This is a genomic window from Tepidibacillus infernus (assembly GCF_048898065.1).
Lineage (GTDB): Bacteria > Bacillota > Bacilli > Tepidibacillales > Tepidibacillaceae > Tepidibacillus_B > Tepidibacillus_B infernus.
Window position 1 is genome coordinate 1,702,917 of sequence record NZ_JBLWFI010000001.1, and the last position, 23,947, is coordinate 1,726,863.

28 protein-coding genes and 1 riboswitch are annotated in these 23,947 nt (G+C 35.1%); of the genes, 7 read left to right on the top strand and 21 right to left on the bottom strand.

Going from position 1 to position 23,947, the window contains the following annotated elements:
* Positions 1-260 precede the first annotated feature (260 nt).
* Both TEPIDINF_RS08545 and TEPIDINF_RS08550 read left to right on the top strand, forming a co-directional pair.
* Entirely contained in the window at positions 261-485 is a 225-nt protein-coding gene (locus TEPIDINF_RS08545; RefSeq protein WP_068725682.1) for a hypothetical protein, read from the top strand.
* Between the two features lie 86 nt (positions 486-571).
* Positions 572-1,042: a QueT transporter family protein gene (locus TEPIDINF_RS08550; RefSeq protein WP_153012037.1), complete on the top strand. Its 471-nt coding sequence runs from the start codon at positions 572-574 to the stop codon at positions 1,040-1,042.
* A 517-nt stretch (positions 1,043-1,559) separates the two neighbouring features.
* On the opposite strand, the gene TEPIDINF_RS08555 is transcribed toward TEPIDINF_RS08550, so the two are convergent.
* Both TEPIDINF_RS08555 and TEPIDINF_RS08560 read right to left on the bottom strand, forming a co-directional pair.
* The gene (locus TEPIDINF_RS08555) at positions 1,560-1,703 is read right to left on the bottom strand and encodes a hypothetical protein (protein ID WP_421691757.1); all 144 of its coding nucleotides are present in this window, start codon (positions 1,701-1,703) and stop codon (positions 1,560-1,562) included.
* 92 nt (positions 1,704-1,795) lie between these two features.
* Entirely contained in the window at positions 1,796-2,512 is a 717-nt protein-coding gene (locus tag TEPIDINF_RS08560) for a hypothetical protein (protein WP_068725685.1), read from the bottom strand.
* Between the two features lie 658 nt (positions 2,513-3,170).
* Here TEPIDINF_RS08560 and TEPIDINF_RS08565 point away from each other — a divergent pair.
* A complete protein-coding gene (locus TEPIDINF_RS08565; RefSeq protein WP_421691758.1) occupies positions 3,171-3,557 on the top strand; it encodes a helix-turn-helix domain-containing protein in 387 nt (128 codons plus the stop codon).
* Positions 3,558-3,697: 140 nt separating this feature from the next.
* On the opposite strand, the gene TEPIDINF_RS08570 is transcribed toward TEPIDINF_RS08565, so the two are convergent.
* Together TEPIDINF_RS08570 and TEPIDINF_RS08575 are read right to left on the bottom strand one after the other, a co-directional pair.
* A complete protein-coding gene (locus tag TEPIDINF_RS08570; protein ID WP_068725689.1) occupies positions 3,698-5,155 on the bottom strand; it encodes a bifunctional metallophosphatase/5'-nucleotidase in 1,458 nt (485 codons plus the stop codon).
* A gap of 24 nt (positions 5,156-5,179) precedes the next feature.
* Positions 5,180-5,992: a sulfite exporter TauE/SafE family protein gene (locus TEPIDINF_RS08575; protein ID WP_068725695.1), complete on the bottom strand. Its 813-nt coding sequence runs from the start codon at positions 5,990-5,992 to the stop codon at positions 5,180-5,182.
* Between the two features lie 99 nt (positions 5,993-6,091).
* On the opposite strand from TEPIDINF_RS08575, the gene TEPIDINF_RS08580 reads away from it, so the two are divergent.
* Both TEPIDINF_RS08580 and TEPIDINF_RS08585 read left to right on the top strand, forming a co-directional pair.
* Positions 6,092-6,508, top strand: coding sequence for a M67 family metallopeptidase (locus tag TEPIDINF_RS08580; RefSeq protein WP_068725697.1), 417 nt, complete (start codon positions 6,092-6,094; stop codon positions 6,506-6,508).
* Between the two features lie 21 nt (positions 6,509-6,529).
* A complete protein-coding gene (locus tag TEPIDINF_RS08585; protein WP_421691759.1) occupies positions 6,530-6,922 on the top strand; it encodes a hypothetical protein in 393 nt (130 codons plus the stop codon).
* A gap of 142 nt (positions 6,923-7,064) precedes the next feature.
* On the opposite strand, the gene sufB is transcribed toward TEPIDINF_RS08585, so the two are convergent.
* The 10 genes from sufB to TEPIDINF_RS08635 all read right to left on the bottom strand — a co-directional run bounded on the left by sufB (position 7,065) and on the right by TEPIDINF_RS08635 (position 16,650).
* Positions 7,065-8,465, bottom strand: coding sequence for a Fe-S cluster assembly protein SufB (sufB, locus tag TEPIDINF_RS08590; protein ID WP_068725700.1), 1,401 nt, complete (start codon positions 8,463-8,465; stop codon positions 7,065-7,067).
* 70 nt (positions 8,466-8,535) lie between these two features.
* On the bottom strand, positions 8,536-9,000 hold the full coding sequence (gene sufU, locus TEPIDINF_RS08595) for a Fe-S cluster assembly sulfur transfer protein SufU (protein ID WP_068725702.1): 465 nt from the start codon (positions 8,998-9,000) through the stop codon (positions 8,536-8,538).
* Complete coding sequence (locus TEPIDINF_RS08600) at positions 8,987-10,213, bottom strand: cysteine desulfurase (protein ID WP_068725704.1); 1,227 nt, start codon at positions 10,211-10,213, stop codon at positions 8,987-8,989. Before TEPIDINF_RS08600 ends, sufU begins: the two co-directional genes overlap by 14 nt.
* Positions 10,210-11,412, bottom strand: a complete 1,203-nt coding sequence (sufD, locus tag TEPIDINF_RS08605) for a Fe-S cluster assembly protein SufD (RefSeq protein ID WP_421691760.1) — start codon at positions 11,410-11,412, stop codon at positions 10,210-10,212. Before sufD ends, TEPIDINF_RS08600 begins: the two co-directional genes overlap by 4 nt.
* Before the next feature lie 20 nt (positions 11,413-11,432).
* Positions 11,433-12,218, bottom strand: a complete 786-nt coding sequence (gene sufC / locus TEPIDINF_RS08610) for a Fe-S cluster assembly ATPase SufC (protein ID WP_069800638.1) — start codon at positions 12,216-12,218, stop codon at positions 11,433-11,435.
* A 520-nt stretch (positions 12,219-12,738) separates the two neighbouring features.
* The gene (locus tag TEPIDINF_RS08615) at positions 12,739-13,311 is read right to left on the bottom strand and encodes an NAD(P)/FAD-dependent oxidoreductase (protein WP_068725711.1); all 573 of its coding nucleotides are present in this window, start codon (positions 13,309-13,311) and stop codon (positions 12,739-12,741) included.
* Between the two features lie 24 nt (positions 13,312-13,335).
* Positions 13,336-13,917, bottom strand: coding sequence for a DUF1802 family protein (locus TEPIDINF_RS08620; RefSeq protein WP_421691761.1), 582 nt, complete (start codon positions 13,915-13,917; stop codon positions 13,336-13,338).
* Positions 13,918-14,290: 373 nt separating this feature from the next.
* The gene (locus tag TEPIDINF_RS08625) at positions 14,291-14,560 is read right to left on the bottom strand and encodes a P-loop NTPase family protein (RefSeq protein WP_068725718.1); all 270 of its coding nucleotides are present in this window, start codon (positions 14,558-14,560) and stop codon (positions 14,291-14,293) included.
* Between the two features lie 13 nt (positions 14,561-14,573).
* Entirely contained in the window at positions 14,574-15,986 is a 1,413-nt protein-coding gene (locus TEPIDINF_RS08630; protein ID WP_421691762.1) for a sensor histidine kinase, read from the bottom strand.
* Entirely contained in the window at positions 15,976-16,650 is a 675-nt protein-coding gene (locus TEPIDINF_RS08635; protein WP_068725723.1) for a response regulator transcription factor, read from the bottom strand. Before TEPIDINF_RS08635 ends, TEPIDINF_RS08630 begins: the two co-directional genes overlap by 11 nt.
* 171 nt (positions 16,651-16,821) lie before the next feature.
* On the opposite strand from TEPIDINF_RS08635, the gene TEPIDINF_RS08640 reads away from it, so the two are divergent.
* Positions 16,822-17,493, top strand: coding sequence for a hypothetical protein (locus TEPIDINF_RS08640; RefSeq protein ID WP_068725726.1), 672 nt, complete (start codon positions 16,822-16,824; stop codon positions 17,491-17,493).
* Between the two features lie 121 nt (positions 17,494-17,614).
* Here TEPIDINF_RS08640 and TEPIDINF_RS08645 read toward each other — a convergent pair whose 3' ends face one another.
* The 5 genes from TEPIDINF_RS08645 to TEPIDINF_RS08665 form a co-directional block, all read right to left on the bottom strand.
* Positions 17,615-18,889: a M48 family metallopeptidase gene (locus tag TEPIDINF_RS08645; RefSeq protein WP_421691763.1), complete on the bottom strand. Its 1,275-nt coding sequence runs from the start codon at positions 18,887-18,889 to the stop codon at positions 17,615-17,617.
* 107 nt (positions 18,890-18,996) lie between these two features.
* A complete protein-coding gene (locus TEPIDINF_RS08650) occupies positions 18,997-19,833 on the bottom strand; it encodes a MetQ/NlpA family ABC transporter substrate-binding protein (protein ID WP_068725728.1) in 837 nt (278 codons plus the stop codon).
* A 24-nt stretch (positions 19,834-19,857) separates the two neighbouring features.
* A complete protein-coding gene (locus TEPIDINF_RS08655) occupies positions 19,858-20,514 on the bottom strand; it encodes a methionine ABC transporter permease (RefSeq protein WP_068725730.1) in 657 nt (218 codons plus the stop codon).
* Positions 20,501-21,529, bottom strand: a complete 1,029-nt coding sequence (locus TEPIDINF_RS08660; RefSeq protein ID WP_068725732.1) for a methionine ABC transporter ATP-binding protein — start codon at positions 21,527-21,529, stop codon at positions 20,501-20,503. Before TEPIDINF_RS08660 ends, TEPIDINF_RS08655 begins: the two co-directional genes overlap by 14 nt.
* 87 nt (positions 21,530-21,616) lie before the next feature.
* A riboswitch (SAM riboswitch) is annotated at positions 21,617-21,730 on the bottom strand.
* 123 nt (positions 21,731-21,853) lie between these two features.
* Positions 21,854-22,309: a hypothetical protein gene (locus TEPIDINF_RS08665; protein WP_068725735.1), complete on the bottom strand. Its 456-nt coding sequence runs from the start codon at positions 22,307-22,309 to the stop codon at positions 21,854-21,856.
* A gap of 216 nt (positions 22,310-22,525) precedes the next feature.
* Here TEPIDINF_RS08665 and TEPIDINF_RS08670 point away from each other — a divergent pair, with 216 nt between their 5' ends.
* Positions 22,526-22,804: a hypothetical protein gene (locus TEPIDINF_RS08670; protein WP_068725738.1), complete on the top strand. Its 279-nt coding sequence runs from the start codon at positions 22,526-22,528 to the stop codon at positions 22,802-22,804.
* Positions 22,805-22,886: 82 nt separating this feature from the next.
* Here TEPIDINF_RS08670 and TEPIDINF_RS08675 read toward each other — a convergent pair whose 3' ends face one another.
* Together TEPIDINF_RS08675 and TEPIDINF_RS08680 are read right to left on the bottom strand one after the other, a co-directional pair.
* Positions 22,887-23,276: a hypothetical protein gene (locus TEPIDINF_RS08675; RefSeq protein ID WP_068725740.1), complete on the bottom strand. Its 390-nt coding sequence runs from the start codon at positions 23,274-23,276 to the stop codon at positions 22,887-22,889.
* A 329-nt stretch (positions 23,277-23,605) separates the two neighbouring features.
* Positions 23,606-23,944: a group II intron maturase-specific domain-containing protein gene (locus TEPIDINF_RS08680; RefSeq protein ID WP_421692157.1), complete on the bottom strand. Its 339-nt coding sequence runs from the start codon at positions 23,942-23,944 to the stop codon at positions 23,606-23,608.
* Positions 23,945-23,947: the final 3 nt, after the last annotated feature.

Consider the following 23,947-nt stretch of genomic DNA (forward strand, 5'->3'; position numbering starts at 1 on the left):
GTCTAATTTCATTGATATATCAGCCTTTCATTTATATAAGACTAATTATATCATAGCAAAAAAAGACAACTTTAGGCTACGCCTAACCGAAATTCATCTCCCACTTTCACTGGTGCTGGCACACCTTCACGTTTAGCAGTGGGAGACTTCTTTCGGAGGGAAGTTAAACAATGACATGGTTTTAAACGCTTGAGAAAACTTTAGTAAATCGGATAAAACAATGCGATTCATCTCATCCTAATTTTAAGGAGGTGCTGAAAATGTTTCAAGTACAAATCAATAAAGAATACATTAATAGCTTGTATTTTGATAAATTAAATATGGGTAAAAATCAGTTTATTACGCAAAGTGATCAATATGTCGGTTTATTATCTAATGATGAATTTGAATCCTTTATGAGAGAAAATAACTTAATCACTTACAAAGAACAATTAAAATTATATGAAAGTGGAGAAGTGGTTGGAAATTTTTATAAAAAGGATTGAATTTAATCTTCCCTTATCTTATTATAAATGATTGCAGGGTGCCAACACCCCTGTCGAAAAAAAATTGGGTTTGAGGAGGATTTCCATTGAAATTGAATACGAAGAAAATGGCAATGATTAGTGCCATTGCCGCACTGTATGCTGTATTAACCATTGCGATAGCACCTTTATCTTATGGTTGGATCCAATTTAGGGTAGCTGAAGCTTTAACAATCCTTCCCTTTTTCACTCCCCTTGCTATTCCAGGTTTAGCGATAGGAGTATTGATTGCCAATATCATCAGTCCGCTAGGGATAATTGACATGGTTGTAGGAACCTTGGCTACACTTATTGCAGCGATCATTACCTCAAAAATTAAAAATAAGTGGCTTGTTCCTTGGCCACCTATTCTAATTAATGCGATTTTTGTTGGATTAGAGTTAGGAATTGTTTTTAGCACTGAAATTAGTATTCCATTAGCGATGCTTTGGGTAGGGATTGGCGAATTAGGCGTTCTCTACTTATTAGGAATGCCTTTATTATTCATATTAGAAAGAAGGAAAGATTTATTTAGATAGGCCAAAGGTTTCATCCCAGTTTTGGGATGAAACCTTTTAATTAGATTTCATAAGGTCTAATAAGTTTGTTTCATCAAATTCCTTTAGCCCCTTTTCGTTAAAAATGTTTTTTAACTTATTTTCTTTAAGCTGATATAAATGATTAGGAGAGTTCTTTATCTACAATTGAATATGTGTTCGAAGATCTCTGGGACTTTAGCTTTTACTATAACTTGAGCATCATTAACGATCTGTTCAATAGTAGAATAAGTTTTGGCCACTGCCGCTGCGTACTGCCCCCATTTCCCCCCCAAAAATATTCAGCATAAACCAATGATGTACGTCCCACCCTACTATTTACAAAGGTAATTAAATGCTTCATAATTAACTTAGTCCTTTACTTTATCATTCTGCAAGATAAAGCCCTAAGTGCCGATTCCCATGTACACGGTCAAGATGCTTAGAACGGCTCTGTTTTATTGTATACAGGTACTTATTTATATACCTGATAACAACCTCGTAATCTATAGGTGGTATTTTAATCAAAAGAAATATTCATTCCATAGAATCCAATTAAAAAAATAATGATCACAACTAATATAATTGCAATGAATAAATGAAAAAAACTGAGTCGCCCATCTTCTTTTTTTATACTTTTTTTGCTATCCTTATCGAAAAACATTATTACTTACACTCCTTTAAATATTATTTTTTAACACCAAAGTAGTGTCTCTATTAAATCATAGAGACACTACTTTGAATTATCATTTATTTTTAATTAGTTACAAATGAAGAGGAAGCTGTATCTTGTTGAACATCTAAATTTAAATATTGAACAGCTGACCCTGCATCATTATTAAAAGTCCATTTCAAGTATGCTCTGGCGCTTTGATAGGAAGTTTCCTTTGCTCTTAAAATTACTGGACCAGTTACATCTGAAAAGCTACCAAAATAAACCTCTACTCTTGGTTGATATGCTTTTGAAATATAATCATATCCTCCATCAACAAATGTATAATCTGCTAAAAACGATGCATTTACTATTCCATTGCCACCATCAACTTTAACACCGTAATAATTACAATAACCACTGCCACATGATGCTGTACCGCCACTAACATCTTGTACAGAAAATTCACTATCTAATTCTGGACTTGGAATCGTAATATTAACCACATTTACAGAACCATCTGGATATACTGTTTTTGTACTCTGTACTTTAGTTCCATTAGCATCAGTTTTTAATATTGTATTTGTAATTCCTTTATCTTTCATTTTAACATTCATAGAATCCCAAATTTGCCCTTCTTTTAGTTTATTAATTAGGGAATTTTGAGTTTTCTCATCAACCCCCATTTCTGTGAGATTTTCTTTAATTTCCCTAATTTGTTCTTTCGTGATATTGTCTAATGAAGAAGCTGCGGATACTTGTCCGAAAATAGGGATCATTAATGATAAAATCAACACTAAAAATTTAATTAAAGCTTTCATTGATTTTCCCTCCAAATTTCAAATAAATTTTAAACCCGGGTTTATCATATGGAAGATAAATCTCTAAATATAAGATGAATCTTAAGTTTTCAACTTGACCTTAGGGCATACCTCCTTTTTTGGATTTGGCCCTACCCTACTATTTACAAAGGTAATTAAATGCTTTATAACTGACTTAGTCCTTTACTTTATCATTCTGCAAGGTAAAGCCCTAAGAGCCGATTCCCATGTACACGGTCAAGATGCTTGGAACGGCTCTGTTTTATTGTATACAGGTACTTATTTATATACCTGATAACAACCTGTAATCTATAACTCTAGCAAGTTGACTCTTTATCGAATGTTCATAATGTTTATATAAATTAACTTCACTAACATATTAACACATAAATTTCTAATTGTTTACATGTTTTAAAAAAAGTGTCTTAATAATTACTTAAAAATTAAGAAAATAATATTTTTACCCAATAATCAAATATCTTTTACTCAATTATTAATAAAGTTAAAATGTTGTATTATTTAGGAATTTTTGTATTTAGAAAAAATCATATAAATTCGAACAGATTTGAAGCAATTTTTTCATTTTCCCTATCTAAAATATGATGGTCTTACATAGTCAATATAAAAAAAAGGTAAAAAATGGAAATAAGGAATTTTCTTGGATATTGGTACAAAAATAAAAAAAAGACGAAAAGAGTTAGGACTAACACAAGCTGATCTAGCAGAACCAGATTTTACAAGAGGTTTTATTAGTCAAATTAAAAACGGTTTAGTGGCAAAACCACCATATAAAACACTACAAATTCTTGCGAATAAACTTGCTATACCGATTGATTATTTATTAGATAAAGAATCAGAAATTTCTAGTAAACAATCGGTCATAGAGGAAATGAATCAGAACAAAAGTACAGGATACCTGGGATATTTGAATGAATTAATAAATATATTTTCCGTAATTAGAAAAATTAAAGACAACTATACACGAAATTCAATTCAAATAGATCGTAGGTCAATTTTTTTGGTAAATGAAGCAATACAAAAATGATATTATTTAGAATTAAGGCTAATATAATTGCATACGTAATATTTTGTAACCTCTTATTTAGATGTATCAATTTTTGTAAATAAATTCATATTAAAACCATTAATGTCACAAATACGTTAAAAAAGACAGAGTTGGTTCTCTCATACTCTGTCTTTGATGTTGATGCTTACCCATCTTTTTGTGAAACTTTTAACGATTGCGGCTTGTTCCTTTAACTGGGTCGCCAATATATCGCGGATAAATTCAGGTAAGAAATATTGAATCTCTTTGCCTTCTTTAATTAAGGGGTACCCTCCACCAAACGTAAACATATCTAATGTACCCACAATATATTCTTGATCCTCAACCATTTCTTCGTTACCAACCCATACTTTTTTTACACGTTTATAAGGCTCTGCCAAAGGATCGATTTCTGCTTTTATTCCTGAAAGACAAAGGGTTCCGATTTCTTTTCCTCTAAAACCAAAGCCTTTTAGCGGAAAATGTATAAATTCGTCTAATAAGGATTGCTCTAATGTCTGCATAATTTGTGAGCCGGTGAGTTTTACAATACAAGGGTTGATCGGTGAGGGACAGATTTCATGAATTCTTTCTTTAGTTACTTTCCCTTTTTCTAATCCTTGTAAGATTTGGCCTGCATTCACTAAGCCAATTTCCGCATTTACCCAGCTTCTTACTCCATCAGCTAAGAGATTCCCTAAAGGAGACTCCATCTCCAAAAAAATCGGCAACGGTTCCTCTAAGATGGTTACAATCTGATTTAGTTCACTTTTGGCTTGCTCACGAAATGTCTTCACAACTTCAACGATTATTGGATCGTCTTGAAAAGATTCCATTTGAACCGTTTTTTCCTCGATATTTATGATTTTTCTTTCCTTTCGATTGAAATCTATAGTTAAATGGCCGATATAATCGCCAAAAATTCCAACCTGACAGATTAAAGGCTGACCCTCTTTCTGCAATCCATGTTCATAAAAACGATGGGTGTGTCCCCCAATAATCACATCGATTACGGGGATTTCTTCTGCGATTTGTTCATCTGCCCGTATTCCTAAATGTGATAAAAAGATAATGAGATCGACTTCATGTCTAATTTGTTCTACTATATTTTGAATGAAAGGCATAGGTTCTAATACCTCCCAGCCCTGTAAGCGATAAAAGGTTTCATAGGGCGCTGTCGCACCAATCCACCCTATTTTTATACCATCTACCTCTTGAATCCAATAGTCTTTGACCCAATTTGGTTTCTGTTTTGTTACTATATCGATTAAATTGCATACGACAATGTTGAAATTTCGTTCTTGATAGGCTTTTTCTAGATTTCCCTTCGTAAAAGTCAACCCTTCATTATTGCCAATCGTTACTACCTCAACACCTGTTTGGTTCAAAATTTCTACATTGACTCTGCCAAAGGTTCCTTCTGTCTCAAGCTTCATTCGATCCATATGATCGCCTATATCTACAACAATAACCCGTTCACCTTGTTCTGCAGCTTCCTTCCTCACTTGTTGAATATAGCTAGAAATCTTTGGCATATTTTCAAAACGACTATGCAAATCATTGGTATGAATAATATGAATTCGTTGATTCAAGGTCAAAACAAACACCACCGTTTCTACATACTACAATCCCTTATAGATCATTTGGATCGCTATAAGCAAAATAAAAATTCGAAAGGCTAGAATTAAGGATTGACTACTTAACTTTGTAGCAAAATAAGATCCTAACTTTCCACCTAAATAAGCACCTGGGGCAATGGCCAATACATAAGAATAGATCACATTCCCTAATAAAATGTGAGAAATACTACTAATAGATGCGGATAATAAAATGATAAACATAGAGGTCGCTGTCGCGACATGGGGTGGAAAGCGAAATAGTAGAACCATCATCGGCACCAAGATGATTCCACCACCAATTCCGAATAATCCAGCTAGCAATCCAGCAAAAGCTGGAATAAGAAAACCAACAGTTCTATTATATCCATATTCATGTCGATTGCCTTTAAGGTCTATATATTCTCGGTTAACAGACCATTTCACTTGTTTGGGCTTCATCTTTTTTTGTTTAGCTAGTAGGTAGGTGATCAATACCATCAATAAACCAAACAAAATATAAAATGACTTGATTGGCAACGATTCGTTGATCATCGCTCCAATGACCGAAGCTGGGCCACTAGCCATAAAAAAAGTTAACCCACTATTTATATCTACTCTTTTTCCTTTAATATTGTATAATGTAGAAGAGATGGCCGTAAAAATCATGACCATTAGCGAAATGCCTACAGCATTTTGGGATCTGATCGCCGGATCAAATAAATTTAAGGAATTAAGGAAAAGCAATGAAGGCACAACGATTATTCCCCCACCGACTCCAAATAAACTGCCAAAGGTTCCAGCAATCAGTCCAATTAAAAAAAGAGCCATATATTCCATGACGATTCACACCTATCTGATTATCGCTTAAATCAAGCAATGATTTTAACAAGATTTTACCATATTATTACGTGGTTGCCTATTTGGAGGCTTACTAAAATGATATCTATTTTAAAAGAAACGATTGATCAATTTATTAGTTATGCAAGAGAACAAGAACCCAATGAAGCTTGCGGAATCCTCATTTCTTCATGGAATCAAGAACTGATCGATAACTTTATTCCAATTCCTAACACCACTAATCAACGTGACCGTTTTGAATTTGATGCTAAGGTTTTTATTCTTACGTTATATCAAATAGAAGAAAAACAATGGTGCTGGCATGGAGTGATTCACTCCCACCCTACCTCCAGTGCTTACCCCTCTTCTATTGACCTTCATAACTGGTACTATCCGGAGAAAAGCTATTGGATCTATTCACTAAGGGACAATCGTCTTAACATATTCTATATAGACAAACATAAGGTAAGGCAACACGATTATATAATTATAAACAAACCATGGCAACGAAAATAAATGGAAGGAGGGTGATGAGAAATGAACAACGAAGAAAAATTATTTGAGCTAATGACACAAATGTATAGCGAAATGCAAAAAAGGTTTACACAGGTATATAGCGAAATGCAAAAAGGATTTACACAGGTATATAGCGAAATGCAAAAAGGGTTTACAGATTTAGGGGATAGGATAGATAAAGTAGAAAATAGGTTAGACGGGGTTGAAAGTAGGTTAGATAAGGTTGAAAGCAGGTTAGATAAGGTTGAAAGCAGGTTAGATAGAGTAGAAAAAACTGTTGTTCATATTGAAAACGACCATGGTCAGAAATTATCAGCCTTATTTGATGGATACAAACAAAATTCAGATAAACTGGATAGAATAGAAACAGAAGTATCCAAACATGAAGAAATCATATTAAGAAGAGTGAGATAACCAACTTCTATACTAGAGATCATTGATCAATAGAAGAAAATTCACCCTGAACGCAAGTGCAAATATAAAATACGTGTCCGAAAGACTAGGACACTCAAGTGTCAAAGTCACAGCGGACACGTATCTACATGTTACCAAAGGATTAACCAATACTTCCTTCCATTTCGAACTTGATCAAACGGTTCATTTCTACCGCATATTCCATTGGTAACTCTTTTGTAAATGGTTCAATGAATCCCATAATGATCATTTGAGTCGCATCCTCTTCGGAAATTCCTCGACTCATGAGATAAAATAATTGTTCCTCACTTACCTTACTTACTGTTGCTTCATGTTCTAATGTAACGTTATCGTTAAGAACTTCATTAAATGGAATCGTATCTGAGGTAGATAATTCGTCTAGAATTAAGGTATCACATTTTATATTAGATTTTGAACCTTGAGAATTGCGACCAAAGCTTGCCAACCCACGATAGGTTGCTTTTCCACCATGCTTACTAATTGATTTAGAAACAATTGTAGAAGTACAATCAGGAGCTAGGTGAATCACTTTTGCACCCGCATCTTGGTGTTGACCTTTTCCTGCCATTGCAATTGATAAAATCATTGCCTTTGCTCTAGGTCCTTTCATTATAACTGCTGGATACTTCATCGTTAATCTACTACCAATATTTCCATCTACCCATTCAACAGTCGCATCTTCCTCAGCAACCGCACGTTTTGTTACTAAGTTGTAGATGTTAGGCGCCCAGTTTTGAATGGTGGAATAGCGTACATAGGCACCTTTCTTAGCAATAATTTCAACGACTGCACTATGAAGAGACTCTGTACTATAGACAGGAGCGGTACACCCCTCTACATAATGAACAGATGCTCCCTCATCCGCAATAATCAGTGTTCTTTCAAATTGACCCATTTTTTCTGAATTAATACGGAAATAAGCTTGAAGAGGAATGTCTAATTTTACCCCTTTTGGTACATAAATAAAACTACCACCAGACCATACAGCACTATTTAATGCAGCGAATTTGTTATCAGAGGGTGGAACCACAGTACCAAAATATTCTTTGAAGATTTCAGGATGTTCACGAAGAGCAGAATCTGTATCCATAAAAATAACACCTAAATCCTCTAAATCCTTGCGCATGTTATGATACACGACTTCAGATTCATACTGGGCTGAAACCCCTGCTAGCCATTTTTGTTCTGCTTCAGGAATCCCTAATTTGTCAAAGGTATTCTTAATCTCTCCTGGAACTTCCTCCCATGTTTTTTCAGCTCTTTCAGATGGCCTAACATAGTAAGTTATCTCATCAAAATTAAGTTCGCTCAAATCCCCTCCCCATTTTGGCATCGGGAATTGATTAAATTTTTCTAGGGATTTCAATCTGAACTCAAGCATCCATTCAGGCTCACCTTTTATGCGAGAAATTTCTTCTACGACTTTTCGAGTAAGCCCTTTTTCCGTACGAAAAATCGATACGTCTTTATCTCTAAACCCATATTGGTATTCTTCATTGATTTCTGGAGCTTTTTTTGCCATGCTTAAAGCCTCCTTTTTTATAGATAAAGAAAGTATAACTTTCTTTTCAAATCCACACATTGTGAATCATTTAATCATGACGGTGATGATGATCTTCACCACAATGTTCACAATGTTTCTCCTTTATCCCCTTCTCCATCGCTTTCCAAGCTAAAGTAGCACATTTAATTCGTGCAGGGAATTTACATAATCCTTGTAATGCCTCGATATCTTCAAAGTCTTCCTTATTGACGTCATCACCGAGCATCATTTTCGAAAATCGATCAGCTAAATCTAAGGCTTCGTCCACTGTTTTACCTTTAATCGCTTCTGTCATCATCGATGCAGAAGACATACTAATGGAACAACCCTCTCCTTTAAATTTGGCATCTTTGATTTTCCCATCTTCCACTTTCATCTGTAAGGTGATTTGATCACCACAAGTAGGGTTTTTAAGCTGAATGGTGGCGTCCGCATCTTCCAAGTTCCCCATATTTCTTGGTTGTTGATAATGATCCATAATAACACGACGATATAAATCATCAAGCGAAGACATTTCCAAAATACTCCTTTGTCTTTATTAGTCCTTTAACCCAAAGATCTACTTCTTCTTTAGTATTATATAAATAGAAACTTGCTCTAGCTGTGGCTGATACATTTAACCAATTCATCAATGGTTGAGCACAATGATGTCCTGCTCTTACTGCAATGCCTTCTGTATCAAGGACTGTTGCCACATCATGGGGATGAATCCCTTCAAGATTAAACGTAATAAGGCCACTACGATTTTCTATTGGCCCATACATCGAAAATCCCCCAACGTTCTGCACTCTTTCTATTGCATAAGTGATTAACTCATGTTCATGTTTCTCTATTTGATCAAGGCCAATTGATTGTAGGAAATCAATGGCTACTCCTAAGCCAATTGCCCCGGCAATGATCGGTGTTCCCCCTTCAAACTTCCAAGGAAGTTCCTTCCATGTCGAGTCGTAAAGATCAACAAATTCGATCATTTCTCCTCCAAATTCAACTGCCTCCATTTTCTCAAGAATTTCTTTTTTTCCGTATAAAACGCCAATTCCTGTTGGTGCTCCTAATTTATGACCCGAAAACGCCAAGAAATCACAATCAAGATCTTGTACATCTACTTTCATATGCGGTACACTTTGTGCTCCATCAACTAACACATGAGCACCAATTGCATGTGCAATCTGAACAACGTCTTTGATCGGATTGATCGTTCCTAAGACATTAGAGACATGTGTTATCGCCACGAATTTGGTGTTAGCTGTAATAGTTTCCTTTATCTCTTCGATTTTCATCGTGCCGTCCGGCTGTAGAGGAATATATTTTAGTGTAGCCCCTGTTGCTTTCGCTACTTGCTGCCAAGGAATTAAATTACTATGGTGTTCCATCATCGTTAGAACTATTTCATCACCTTGTTTAAGGAAAGAACGGCCATAACTTTGAGCAACAAGATTGATAGCAGAGGTGGTTCCACGAGTAAAGATGATTTCCTCCATACTCTTGGCATTGATGAATTTCCTTACCTTTTCCCTTGCTTCCTCATAAGCATCAGTTGCCTTAGTTCCTAATGTATGCACACCTCGGTGTACATTTGAATTGTATTCTCGATAATATTTTTCGATGGCTTCAATCACTTGAATAGGTTTTTGCGCAGTTGCAGCACTATCTAAGTAGACAAGTGGATGTCCATTCACATCTTGACTTAAAATGGGAAACTGTTTTCGGATCTCTTGGTCAATCATTTCTCCAATCTCCTTTCAATTACTTTTTCTAATTGTTCTTGCATCTCTTCAATAGGGATTAGTGAAACGACTGGGGACAAGAAGCCATGGATGATCAAGCGCTCAGCCTCTTCTTTTGGAATCCCCCGAGACATTAAATAGTAAATGTCGTTAGGATTAACAGGTCCTGCACTTGCAGCATGACTTGCCATTACATCATTCTCATCAATTAGAAGGATCGGATTCGCATCACCACGAGCTTTTTCATTTAACATCAACACTTTTTCCGTTTGCTCTGCATTAGATTTAATAGCGCCCTTCTTTATATGTGTAACTCCGTTAAAGATGGCCGTAGATTGTTCCATCATCACGCCGCGAGAAACAATCTGACTATCTGTATGATCCCCTTCATGAACCATTTTTGAGACGAAATTGGTTTTTTGCTCACCTGTACCTATAAAAATTAACTTACTGCCAGCAAATGACCCTGAACCTTTCAAAATACTTGTATTGTTAGACACAGTATTTCCTTCATTCATTTCACCAATTGCCCACTCCATTTTTCCATTTCTAGCAACTGTAGCTTGACGATAGGTATAATCATAAACCTTTTCATCAAAGTTATGAATCGTTGCAAATCTAACTCTTGCATTTTCTCCAACATAGATTTCTACCGCTCCATGGTGAACAGTAGGCTGGCTTACATTAGATGAAAAATAGTGGTCTACATAGGTTACACTACTGTTTGTCTCCGCAACGATAATCACATGTGGTAAAAGCCCTGAATCAGTTAATTGATAGGATGCTTGAATCGGGAATTCCACTTCAACATTTTTTGGAATATAAAGGAATACACCGCCATTCCATAATGCAGTGTGTAAGGCAACCAATTTGTTATCTTCAAAAGACAAATTGTTCATAAAATATTTTTTAACTAAATCTGGGTATTGTTGAAGTGCATTGTCCAAATCTGTAAAAATAACCCCTTGATCTAACAATTCTTGAGAAAGTTGAGTTAAATCACTTTTTGGGTTTGAAAGTTCAAACTGATCAATGTTCCATTTATCAATTTTGGTTTTGTCTAGATGAGGTAGTGGTAATTCCTTATATTTGTCAAACGCTTTTAATCTTAAATCTAACATCCAATCGGGCTCGTTCTTCTGTTTGGATAATTGGGTGATTTGGTCTTTATCAAAGCGAACATTCATCTCTACTGTCATTATTATATCCCCCTATCCACCTAGGCCTCTTGGCCAACAGTTTCGTCAACGATACCTAATTCCTCTTTGATCCAATCATAACCTTCCGCTTCTAATTTTTCAGCTAATTCTGGCCCACCCGAACGAACGATTTTACCTTGCATCATAACATGGACAAAATCCGGTTTAATGTAATTTAATAGTCGTTGATAGTGGGTAATGACAAGTACCCCCATATCTGGGCTTTTCATTTCATTTACACCTTTAGCAACAATTTTTAGTGCATCGATATCCAAACCAGAATCAATCTCATCTAAAATAGCGATAGATGGTTTAACCATCATCATTTGTAAAATTTCATTGCGTTTCTTCTCTCCACCAGAGAAGCCTTCATTCACATATCGCCCTGCAAAAGCTTCGTTCATTTCAAGTAGCTTCATCTTTTGTTCCATTTCACGGACAAATTTAATTAGCGATATTTCATTCCCTTCACCACGTCGCGCATTTACAGCACTACGTAAAAAGTCAGAGTTCGTCACACCACTAATTTCACTTGGATATTGCATCGCTAGAAATAGACCTTTTCTTGCTCTTTCATCTGTTTTCATTTCTAATACATCTTCACCGTTCAATGTAATGGAACCTGATTCTACAGTATATTTTGGATGTCCCATTAACGCTGATGCCAAAGTACTTTTACCAGTACCATTTGGTCCCATAATCGCATGTACTTCTCCACCTTTGATTTCTAAAGACAATCCTTTTAGAATTTCTTTTCCTTCAACTGAAACTCTAAGGTTGTCTATCGTTAATTTTGGTTGAGTCATTGATTCATTCCTCCACATTCTTATATAATACTAAAAAAAGTATCCCTTTTTATATTTGTAATATCAAAGATGTCAGATAAACTTGGTATTAGTTTTTCAAATTTAACAAGAATCATCCAATAATCTCTTTATCATTGTATAATTCCGACTAAATTAGTCAAGATTATTTTCAGAACAAATTCAATTCATTTTGATTAAATTGGATGAATCTTCTTTCTTTCATTGTATTCTATTTCTTTTCTTAAATCAATATTATAACTATCGAAATAGTGAAAAATAAACCTTAAGTACAGATTACAAAGTTGAAAATTTTTAACACGCTTACATCTTACTGCTATTTGCTTTTTAATGCAAGCCATAATAAGATACTTATTATGGTAGTTTATGGCTTTTCAATATTAAAACGCCTACTAATTTTCATTATTTCACCCACTTGTAACTATTATAGTTACAACTAAAAAATAAAGGGCTAACCATCAGTCATCTTTTAATGACCTTTTGGTTAGCTCTTTTTTATGTCCTATAGATCATGCCACATAAATGGCTCGCCTTTTTCTTTAGAAGCAATGGTGATTCCTACTGCGGCACCTTGCCCTGCAACGACAACGGTTTGACTTGGGATTTCCGTAATAAGCCCTGCAAGGTAGAGATTCTCAACTTCTGTTTCTCCAGTCCAAGGAATATTTATTATTGCTTTGGCTTTACCATTTGGAACACGAGAGTTCACCTCTGTAGTAAAACCAAATGGTTCAAGCAATTCCTTTTGAACATTTGTTGCGACAATGACGTATTTAGCTTGATAGGAACCATTCTCTGTTTTCACTTCAAAGCTTCCGTCATCGTTTTTCATCAACTCAGTTACTTTTTCATTTTTGATTTCCACATTAAATTTGGTCGCTTGTTGTTTTGCTTGCTCAATCCATTCTGTACCAGCGATTCCATTAGGAAAACCTGGAATGTTTTGAACTGAACTTACCCTTGTGATTTGGGATGGTCCAAAATCGAATACCGTTGTTTTTAATCCTGCCTTTGCAGTGAAGATTGATGCAGATAAGCCTGCTACTCCTCCACCAATAATGATTACTTCACTCATATCCCATTCACCTCTAGCTTGTTTTTAAGAATTTATCGATTGAAGAATTAATTGAACCCTTTGTTCAAAATCTTCTTCTGATAGAACAGGGGTAATTTTCATTTGTGGAATCTCATCTTTTAGAGATATCCAAGATTTGCATCCATTATACTTATCCCTTAATAGGATCTTTGTGGTTTGTTCTAGTCGATATACCTTTACGATAAGAAGGTGTAAAGGTTTTTCCCTTTTCCAATGCAATCTAGCTTCTGCAAAATTCTCTGTCCAAATATGAAAGGGGTAAAGTCTAGCTAAGGTTGCATCATCTTGAATTTCAATATCTTGAACCACCTCTGCAAAATATTGAATAGGAATCTCTTTACTTGTTTGATCCCATTGTTGAACGATATTTTCTAAGATTGGCTGAAATTCTTCTTTTAGTAGTTCAGCCTTTTGATGCAAATATGTAGGAAAAAGATAAAAACAATTCTCTTTTAGTTGAAACTCTTTGGCTTCTTCGGCAATACCGCCTTTTCTAAGCAAAAGGATTTGATCCCCTTGTGACAAAGCCTGAATGGCTACTGCCCATTCTTTTAAGGCAATTGATTGATCTGGCTGTCTGCTCATCTAAAGCCCCCCTCTTTTATCACAATCCTATATTAACATACTTATTATACAAAATAATATATAAAAAGTGTAAAAATGCGACTAATTTTTATAGAAAATACCCGATTTCTAATTAAATTTAAAGGGAGCTTTTCGCTCCCATCAAAATTGACTCATTTGTATTTTAACCTAGGAAAAATTTATCACTCAAACCTTAATGCTTCAATTGGCTTTAAATTTGCTGCCTTGTTTGCAGGGAAAAGTCCGAAAAAGATACCGACTAAAACCGAAAATCCAAAGGCTAGCCAAATGACATTTAAGGAGAATTCCGCTCCAATATTAATAATGTTTCCAAATAAGTTAGCTCCACCTATTCCTAGGATAATTCCAAAAATTAGCCACGCGTTGTTGATGCCCCTCCAGAAAGTTCATCTGGACGATGGTGAATGCGTTCTTTTGCAGAAATACCTGCATAAATCAAGGGTAGCTCAACATTTTCAATAGACGTAAGCTTAGAAAACAGGTTAAAATTCTGAAAAATAAAACCAATTCTTCTATTTTCATTAATGTAGATTTCCTTGACCCCGAAGGCCCAATAATCCGCGCCACCCATTTTGTACCATTTGCTTAATTTCTCAATCTCACTTTTGCAAGTTTTCTTCATTTACATGTTTTCTTCATTTAATGGAAGATTGAGGGATTTTAATAGTAAATGTGCTTCCTTCACCTAATTTGCTAGAAACTTGAATCGATCCCTTGTGAGCCTCAACAATCCACTTTGCTATAGCTAATCCTAATCCATGTCCTCCCATTTGCCGTGTTCTTGCTTTATCAACCCTATAAAAACGATCAAAAATATTTTTTTGGTCTTCTTGACTTATTCCTATCCCAGTATCTTGTACCTGAATATTTAATGTAGGATGGTGATCCCAATCTTTCATTGAGAGGGTTATGTTTACTTCTCCTCCATCTGTCGTATATTTAATAGCATTATCTAACAAGATATAGAGTAATTGTTTCAAGCGCTCCAAATCACCATTTACAATAAGTGTCTGTGGAGCATGAATATGAAGTTTAATTCCTTTTTCCTCCGCTAACGGTTTAAAAGATTGGATAATCTTTTGCACATGGGGACAAAAGTCAAATGTTTCCCTCATCAATTCGATTTGATTGGAGTCTGAGCGTGCTAAAGTAAGTAAATCACCCACCATTTTTGTCATCCGTTTTACTTCATCCCTCATATTAGAAATTAACTTCCGAGAATAATCATCACGTTCTTCAGACCCAGACTCTACCTCCATTTCTAATACATCGATGGACGATAGTAAAACGCTTAACGGGGTTCGTAACTCATGAGAGACATCAGCAGTAAATTGATTTTGTTTCGTGTAGGCCCTTTTGATGGGAATCATCGAACGTTTAGACATCAAATAACTAATGAAGATGGCAATCCCAGAAAATAAAACCGCAAGACTTACTAAAAGAAAAAGTAATTTTTTAAATAAATAGTTGTTATCTGTCACATTTTTCCCCACATAGAGTACACCTACAAATTGACCTTTTACATAGATGGGACGACCAGTCATTAATAATTGAAGGGAGCGCTTCTTGATTAGCTTATCATTCTCTTTGTTTTGAACACGATTAAACTCAAAAAATGATAACGTTTCATAACGAATCTCATTTTCTAGTGGCCTCCAACCCTTCAACATACTTAATAAATCAGATCGTAGAGGACGAACAACTTCATCGCCAAAAATGAGACGACCCTTTGAATCAACAACATAGTAAAAAAATTGATCTTCACCAATCACAATAACATTTTGATTCATAATATTCGTCTGATTCGTTAAACCATATTGTCCCAAATAGCGGATCAAAACACTTAGTTCTTGATCTGCTAAGGTTTGAATATCATCGTGCTCTTGATCAGAAATAATCATGTAAAATACGGAATAAACAACAATAATAAATAGAGTAAGAAAGAAAATAATCATTCCACTATATAAAATCGTGAGACGAATTTGGGTTTTTTTAAAGAGATCCTTTTGCCAACGTTCTCGTAGCTTTGAAAAAAATTTAACCTTCAATTTTATACCCCACCCCACGTATACTTATAATCAATTCCTGTTGATTGAATAACTCTAATTTCTTTCTAATTAATTTAACGGTTGCATCAATGGTCTTATCTGAGACATTTGTATAATATCCCCATACTCGATCTAGGATTACTTCTCGAGTGAGTACTCTACCCTTATTTTTTACCAGCAAGTCTAATAGTTGGAATTCTCGTGGGGTAAGTTGAACCTCTATTTCTTCTCTTTTCACCGTATAGTTGGTCCGATTTAATTCTAGTCCTTGAATTTCCACTTTTTCTTCCATGATTGGTGCATAATTACGTCTAGAAAGGGCTCGAATCCGGGCAAGTAATTCTTCAAATTCAAATGGCTTCACTAGATAATCATCAGCACCAGCATCTAATCCTTGTACTCGGTCATGAACTGCATCTTTTGCGGTAAGCATAAGAATAGCACCTGTATATTTCACTTCTCTTAGACTTTTGCAAACATCGAGTCCACTTTGTATCGGCATCATCCAATCTAAAATAACCACATCGTAGTGTGATTGTAAGGCCTGATCATATGCATTTTTTCCATTTGTTACCCAATCTACATGGTAGTTCCCTTTTTTCTTAAGCATATGTACGATTAATTCACCAAGTCGATCATCGTCCTCAGCTAGTAAAATATTCATCTTTCCATACTCCTTTTTTGTAAATCCTTAATCCTTCTTTAACAACATTCACCTTATCATACCCAAAAGAAAAAATAATGAAAAAAATTATCTTTTTCACTATAATTTCATTCTACTTGTCTATATTAATAACGCAAAATTAAATTTTCAAATCAAAGGAGATGTTTGATCATGAAAAAATTAATTCCCATTACCTTAGGTATTGCGCTTTTAGCAACAGCTGGTTCAGTCTTTGCAAAAACCACAGGTACCGAAGAGGTTCTATCCGCAAAATCGTCTTCAGTAGTTCAATCTTATTATGACCATGGTTGGCATGGAAAAAGTACACCATTTCAAAACGACGAATTACTATCCCTTTTAAAAATCAATGCAGAAACCTTAGCACAAGAATTAAAAGCTGGCAAATCATTAGCTAACATTGCTTCGGAGAAAGGCGTTTCTGAACAAAAAGTGATTGACCTTTTAGTTAAGCAACACGAAGAAAGAATTGATCAAGCCGTTAAATCAGGTAAGATGACAAAGGAACAAGCAGATCAAATCAAATCCACATTACAAGATCGGGTCAAAGCTAGCGTTGAACAAACAGGTGGCTTCAAAAGAGGGTTTTATAAAGGAAAAGCGTTTCATAAAGGAAACTTAGATGATGTAGCAACTACACTGGGTATGTCTCAAGAGGAGCTATTGAGTGAATTAAAAGCAGGTAAATCTATTGCAGAAATCGCTAAAGAAAAAGGCATCGACAAGCAAAAAGTCATTGACTCTCTTCTTGAAAAAGAAAAAGAGCGCATTACCAATTGGATTGATCAACCCTGGAAGATAACGAAAGATAATAAACAAAATTAAGGAAAAAATTGATTTTCGGTAAAAGAAAAGGCTGTTCCTTAAAAAGTCGTTTTAACTGACCTTTTGGAACAGCCCTTTTCATTTTACACTTAAATTATCTTCTTCCTCGAAAGTTTTCGTTTCATTTTTGGTCTTGTTTCATCAATTGCATTTCTTGACTAATGGTATATAATCTTTCTGCCATGGTAGGATGAGAATATAAAAAGATTTTAACGAGTTCTGGCGGATTCGGTTCGGTTAGACTATTCACAGTCAGTTTTTGAAAAGAGGAAATCGCTGCTTCAGCATTTTGAGTCATTTGAATACCATATTGATCTGCTGCACGTTCAGATTGTCTAGAAATCGTATTTTCAATTGGGGAAATGGCAAAGGTAATGACTGAAAAAAGTAACAAAAATAACGGAAGTGAACGAAGATCTCCTACTTTTTGCACTCCCCATGCATAGCCAAAACGATCTACCAACCAGTTGATCAACAGATAAAGTAAATAAAGGAGTATAAATGAAGATAATATAGAACCAAGCAGCATCCAATAAATATGCTTATAAACATAATGCCCCATTTCATGAGCCATCACAAATAATATTTCGTCTTTTTTTAATTTCTGCAACGTGGTATCCCAGAGCACAATCCGTGCATTAGACCCTATTCCTGTTACATAGGCATTCATTGCCGTTGTTTTTTTAGACATATTGACTTGAAAGACTTGGTTAGCTGGAATGTCAGCTTTTTTGGCAATTGCAATAATATCTTCTTTTAATTTTTGATCTTGAAGGGTTTGAAAATCATTAAAGATGGGATCGATGATCACGGGTTGAACAAAAAACATCAAAATGGTGATCGGTATAGAGATAAGCCAAAACCAGAACCACCATTTTTTTGGTGATTTTCTAATCAAAGTGTACAGTAACCAAACCATTGGTACCGTTAAAACGAGGTCAACAAAAAAACTCTTTCCCTTATCCCATATCCATTGCTCAAATGGTTGAATACTAATTCCATACTCTCGAGATATTTTATAGGAGTAATATTGGATGGGAAATTGTAATAATGCAATCAAGAGACTAAGCAGGAACACATAAATACTCGTTTGTACCAATAAGGACCGTTTACTTAACTTATTCGCTATCATGTAAAAACTTGTGGAAAACCCTAATCCCAGAATAATAAGATAGATCGCCCATTCCCATGGTACCCCAATAAAAAATAAAAAGTCCTTTATCCTTGAAAAGATGGTTGCTGTATGGAGCTGCTCAACACTCATGAAACTGGTTGGATCGGCTGGACCACCCACATAAGCCTGTGGTAAATCTTGTTGACTTTGAAATAAATAAAGATACATCAAAACGCCATATATAAGCAAGAAAATTGTAAATCCTATGTAAAACTTTTTCAAACAGCTCGCCTCCTTACATGATCTAATTTATATATATGCAAAGTTGTACAAAAAAACTCCCTTGACAATAAGGGAGTTTTTCAAACAGTTCGCTTTTGCGTGTATTCTTAGAATGCAGGTACAACAGCACCATTATATTTTTCTTCAATAAATTTCTTCACTTCTGGTGAAGTTAAAGCTTCTGCTAATTTTTTAAGATTCTCGTTATCTTTGTCTTCTGTACGAACAGCCAAAACGTTCGCATAAGGTGAATCAGCATCTTCAATAAATAGAGCATCTTTTGTTGGGTTTAATTGTGCTTCTAAAGCATAATTTGTATTGATAACAGAAATGGTTACATCATCTAATGATCTAGGCAACATTGGTGCTTCTAACTCTTTAATTTCAAGATTTTTTGGGTTTTCTACCACATCTTGAACGGTTCCGTTAATGCCAACGCCTTCTTTTAATTTAATTAACCCTGCTTTTTCTAATAAAGCCAAAGCACGTCCACCATTAGTTGGATCGTTTGGAATTGAGACGGTTGCTTTATCCTCTAATTTGGATAAATCATCAACTTTTTTAGAATAGATGCCCATTGGCTCAATATGAACCTTAGCAATATAGGTTAAATCAAGACCACGATCTTTAGAAAAAGACTCAAGATAAGGAACGTGTTGGAAGTAGTTTGCATCAATTTGTTTTTCTGCTAGATCTGTATTTGGTAAAACATAATCTTGATATTCAACAATATCTAATTTAATTCCTTGCTTTTCTAATAAAGGTTTAACGACTTCCAAGATCTCTGCATGTGGTACAGCTGTAGCACCCACTTTTAAAGTCACTTCTTGTTGTTGTCCACCATTTTCACTTGCACCTTGCTGTTCATTAGTTGAACCTGAACCACAAGCGGCTAAAGTTAAACTTAATACTGCAATTAAAAATAAAGCTAAAAACTTTTTCATTTTAAAAAGCCCCCTTATATAATTTTATTTTTTATCTAAAACTTTGGAGAGATAATCTCCAAAACTTTGAACGATTTGAACAAGAATTAAAATAACGGCTGTGGTAACCAGCATAACTGGCATGTTATATCGTTGGTACCCATAGCGGATTGCCATATCACCTAGGCCACCACCACCTACAACACCTGCCATAGCTGAGTAACCAATTAAAGTAACCAAAGTTACTGTAATTCCAGATACAATGGAAGGTAAACTTTCAGGCAAATAGACTTTTCTTATGATTTGCCAGTTACTAGCCCCCATGGATATCGCTGCTTCAACCACTCCCCGGTTCACTTCTCGCAAAGAAGTTTCAACCAAGCGAGCGAAGAAAGGAGCAGCACCGATAATTAAAGGTACAGATGCAGCAGTAGGACCAATACTGATTCCTACAATAAATCTTGTAAAGGGAATCAATAAGACAATCAAAATAATAAAAGGTATCGATCGAAAGATATTAACGATTGCAGCAATCACTTTATTGATTGTCCCATCTTGTAATATTTGGCCTTTGTCGGTTAAAACAAGTAAAATGCCTAACGGCGTTCCTAAGATAACGGTAAATAGTCCAGATAATCCAACCATATACAAGGTTTCCAAAGTGGCTTGCCATAGCTGTAGCCATTCTCTATCCGTTAACACTTTGAACCACCTCCACTTCTACCTGGCAAGACTCTAAGAATTTAATTGATTCTTTTAGTTTTGCTTCAGAAGTTTGAACTTGAATATAAAGTGAGCCATAAGAAGCACCTTGAACATATTGGATATTTCCCTCTAAAATATTGACTTCAATTCCCAAGGTTTGCACCCATTTACTAATAATCGGTTGACTAGCTGTTTCACCAACAAATGTACATTTTAAAATAAAACTATCTTTGTCTAATGGCAAATGCTCAATCGTCTCTTTTGTCCTTTGATGTTCGGTAACTTGTTTTACAAATTCTTTCGTTATTTCTTGTTTCGGATGAGTAAAAACCTCTAGAACAGGACCTTCTTCAACAATTTCCCCACCATCGATCACAGCAACTCGCTGACAAATCTTTTGAATGACATGCATTTCGTGAGTAATTAAAATGATAGTAATTCCCATTCTTTTATTGATCTCTTGTAGCAATTCTAATATAGAATCGGTCGTCTTCGGGTCTAGTGCTGATGTGGCTTCATCACTTAAAAGTACTTTTGGGTTATTCGCCAAAGCTCTTGCAATACCTACCCGTTGCTTTTGTCCACCACTCAACTCAGAAGGATATGCATTGGCTCGCTCGGTCAACCCAACCAAATCGATCAATTCTTTTACCCTCTGATCGATCTCCTTTTTAGGAACCCCTGCGATTTCGAGTGGGAAGGCAATATTTTCTGCAACTGTTCTTGACCAGAGTAAGTTAAAGTGCTGAAAAATCATCCCGATTCCTTGGCGGGCTTTGCGTAGTTCTTCTGGTCGTAATTGATCCATCCTTTGCTCATCGATCCAAACTTCACCTTCTGTTGGACGCTCCAACATATTGATTAAACGGATTAAAGTACTTTTCCCTGCTCCGCTATAACCGATAATGCCATATATTGCCCCTGATTGAATATCCAAGTTAATCTCTTTTAATGCAACCACTTCTTGAGTTTTGGACTTAAATATTTTTTTTACTTTATGAAGTTTTATCATCTATTCACCAACTTCTACTTTCTTCTCAATAAGAAAAGCCCCTTCTGAAAGCATCAGAAAGGACCAGATTATTCGTACAAGTTCCTTCCCTCATCTTTCAGAACAAATTTGTTCTGCAGGAATTGGCACCTTACCATGTACAAAATACATGTTGGTTGCCGGGTTTCATTGGGCCAGTCCCTCCACCTCTCTGGATAAGGAGATATCCATTTATTCACTTTAAACCATTTACGCATTTCAATGCATTAAACACTATACGAATATTAACATCTGCTACAAGCCTATGTCAATTGTTTTTTATTGTTAATTTTCTCCAAACTATAACTAAATTGCATTTGTCTTTTTTGAACGCCTAGAAATAAAATCAATTTTTTTCGCTAATAAATATAGGCTTTTTGTGGAGTTGGATTTGATGGTAATTTTGCTGGTACTTATCATTTGGCGATAACAATGGATGGTTAGTTTTGTAGGTTCATATTTTACAGAATGAATCGCTTTAGCTGGTAAATCAATATAAGCATATTTAGGTTCTAAAAAGCCAATAAATATGCTTTTGCTGTATACGATGATATCCATTTCTGCCAAAAACCGCTGGTAGTCTGTCATCATTTCTTTAATCTTCCCCTGATACAAGATAAAATCAAAGCCATCCGTTTGTAGGGGAATGACATTAGACTGTTTCTTTTCTACGGTTTTTGGTTTTTCAATATAAAAGTAATACCCTAAAACAAGGAGGAGGAGCACAAAAAAAGAGGTGATAAACGAAGTTGCTAAACTCATTGTTTTCTCTCCTTTCATGGGTTTTATCTAGTTATTTCTACCTTGCCCGTTATAATCATCCCTTATTCTGTTCTAACATTGCCATTATTTGTTGAAAAGTAATAGCTAATTTTTGAAAAATAGCGTATATTTAAAGAAAATAAACAGGTAAATACGAATAATATAACAAAAGGAATAGGATAAAAGATCAACTGAGGATAAAGGGAGCGAATGAAAATGAAATTTGTTTGCCCTTTGTGTAATAAAAAAATTAACGATTTTGCTGGTCGCTGTGAAAAATTGATTGAATGGTTTTCAAACCTTGATGGAAAAGGATTATGGAGAATTCGTTATCTCAATCACTATGAATATCAATTCTTAACAGATGAGGATTTTGTGTCTTTACAATCTAAAGAAATGGTGATTCTAGATGAAGCGAATCATTGGCAGGAATTTGACCCCAAGACGCTTTCAGGAGTTAACTCTGTTGGTCAACGCACCTCTATTTTTAGTTAAATTGTCATAAGGAAGAAAAAAGCCACCATTTTAGGCGGCTTAATTTTTATAATTTGCATTTTTAAAAACAATTTTAATGTAATTATCTAATACTTCCTTTGTACTTAATTTTTATAATATCCCCATTCTTTAATGGAATATTCTCTTTTACACCTACAGGAAGAATCTTTTCACCAAACTTTATGAATATTAAATTTATAGGAAGATTCATTTCTAGTGTAAAATTTGTGTCATACGTAATCAACGTTAATTTTTGATCATTTATATTTCCACTTATAATCATAAACCTTACTCTTTCATATTTCCTATTAACTATTTCTTCAAGTTGACTTTTATTAATAATGAATCCAATATTTTCGACCACCGTAACCTTGGCACTATGATAACCAAATAATTCATTCTTTACTAAAAATACTATAGAAATAATAAAGCTTGCCAAAAGTAAAATGATAATTACATTTTTAAATCTCATATTATAATTCTCATCCCGGAATTACTGTCATAAACATAATTCTATAAATTTTCAAATTAAATCCCCCCCTAGAGGTATATTTAACACCTGATAAAATTATATAAAATTTTAGATGAAAAGATTGTCGAATTTTGTGTTTATTATAAATTTTTAAAAAATATTTATTTTAGTGTCCAGCATTGAGAAGATGTGTTCAATCGCAATATTATGATGATTTTTATAAAGTCAAGTACATTAAATCGGGTAGGAGGCTGGCCCTTATTTGACCAGCCGACCTCCCACAGCACCGTACGTACCGTTCGGTATACGGCGCTTCCAAAGTTTACACGTCACTTCGCAGAATAACACTCACTAAAACTAAGATATCCAGCTCGCTTAAATCGCTCGTTAGATAGGGCTTTTGTCAAGATAGGGCTATGAGCAGTACGCCAATAGCCTTTTCTTGTATTCGCCCACATCCACGCTTGCTCCTCACTCACGCCTGCCTTCTTGAGGTTTTCAAAGCGTGTCCGGATTCGTTTCCATCGTTTCCAGGTCACCATTCGTATGCGACTTCTCAGCCACTCGTCTAAACTACTGAGCAGATTCTTTGCATCCGCCAGTTTGAAGTAATTTGTCCAGCCTCGCACTACTTGATTGAGTTTGGTTCTTCGTTCTTCGATTCCCATTCC

Coding starts and splice junctions, on each gene's coding strand:
- TEPIDINF_RS08585 (WP_421691759.1), top strand. CDS start 6,530: ATGAACAACGAAGAAAAATTATTTGAGCTAATGACACAAATGTATAGC.
- TEPIDINF_RS08580 (WP_068725697.1), top strand. CDS start 6,092: ATGATATCTATTTTAAAAGAAACGATTGATCAATTTATTAGTTATGCA.
- TEPIDINF_RS08555 (WP_421691757.1), bottom strand. CDS start 1,703: ATGTTTTTCGATAAGGATAGCAAAAAAAGTATAAAAAAAGAAGATGGG.
- TEPIDINF_RS08650 (WP_068725728.1), bottom strand. CDS start 19,833: ATGAAAAAGTTTTTAGCTTTATTTTTAATTGCAGTATTAAGTTTAACT.
- sufC (WP_069800638.1), bottom strand. CDS start 12,218: ATGACTCAACCAAAATTAACGATAGACAACCTTAGAGTTTCAGTTGAA.
- TEPIDINF_RS08635 (WP_068725723.1), bottom strand. CDS start 16,650: ATGAATATTTTACTAGCTGAGGACGATGATCGACTTGGTGAATTAATC.
- sufD (WP_421691760.1), bottom strand. CDS start 11,412: ATGACAGTAGAGATGAATGTTCGCTTTGATAAAGACCAAATCACCCAA.
- TEPIDINF_RS08620 (WP_421691761.1), bottom strand. CDS start 13,917: ATGAGCAGACAGCCAGATCAATCAATTGCCTTAAAAGAATGGGCAGTA.
- TEPIDINF_RS08675 (WP_068725740.1), bottom strand. CDS start 23,276: ATGAGATTTAAAAATGTAATTATCATTTTACTTTTGGCAAGCTTTATT.
- sufB (WP_068725700.1), bottom strand. CDS start 8,465: ATGGCAAAAAAAGCTCCAGAAATCAATGAAGAATACCAATATGGGTTT.
- sufU (WP_068725702.1), bottom strand. CDS start 9,000: ATGTCTTCGCTTGATGATTTATATCGTCGTGTTATTATGGATCATTAT.
- TEPIDINF_RS08640 (WP_068725726.1), top strand. CDS start 16,822: ATGAAAAAATTAATTCCCATTACCTTAGGTATTGCGCTTTTAGCAACA.
- TEPIDINF_RS08660 (WP_068725732.1), bottom strand. CDS start 21,529: ATGATAAAACTTCATAAAGTAAAAAAAATATTTAAGTCCAAAACTCAA.
- TEPIDINF_RS08615 (WP_068725711.1), bottom strand. CDS start 13,311: ATGAGTGAAGTAATCATTATTGGTGGAGGAGTAGCAGGCTTATCTGCA.
- TEPIDINF_RS08665 (WP_068725735.1), bottom strand. CDS start 22,309: ATGAGTTTAGCAACTTCGTTTATCACCTCTTTTTTTGTGCTCCTCCTC.
- TEPIDINF_RS08560 (WP_068725685.1), bottom strand. CDS start 2,512: ATGAAAGCTTTAATTAAATTTTTAGTGTTGATTTTATCATTAATGATC.
- TEPIDINF_RS08600 (WP_068725704.1), bottom strand. CDS start 10,213: ATGATTGACCAAGAGATCCGAAAACAGTTTCCCATTTTAAGTCAAGAT.
- TEPIDINF_RS08575 (WP_068725695.1), bottom strand. CDS start 5,992: ATGGAATATATGGCTCTTTTTTTAATTGGACTGATTGCTGGAACCTTT.
- TEPIDINF_RS08625 (WP_068725718.1), bottom strand. CDS start 14,560: ATGAAGAAAACTTGCAAAAGTGAGATTGAGAAATTAAGCAAATGGTAC.
- TEPIDINF_RS08670 (WP_068725738.1), top strand. CDS start 22,526: ATGAAATTTGTTTGCCCTTTGTGTAATAAAAAAATTAACGATTTTGCT.
- TEPIDINF_RS08545 (WP_068725682.1), top strand. CDS start 261: ATGTTTCAAGTACAAATCAATAAAGAATACATTAATAGCTTGTATTTT.
- TEPIDINF_RS08680 (WP_421692157.1), bottom strand. CDS start 23,944: ATGGGAATCGAAGAACGAAGAACCAAACTCAATCAAGTAGTGCGAGGC.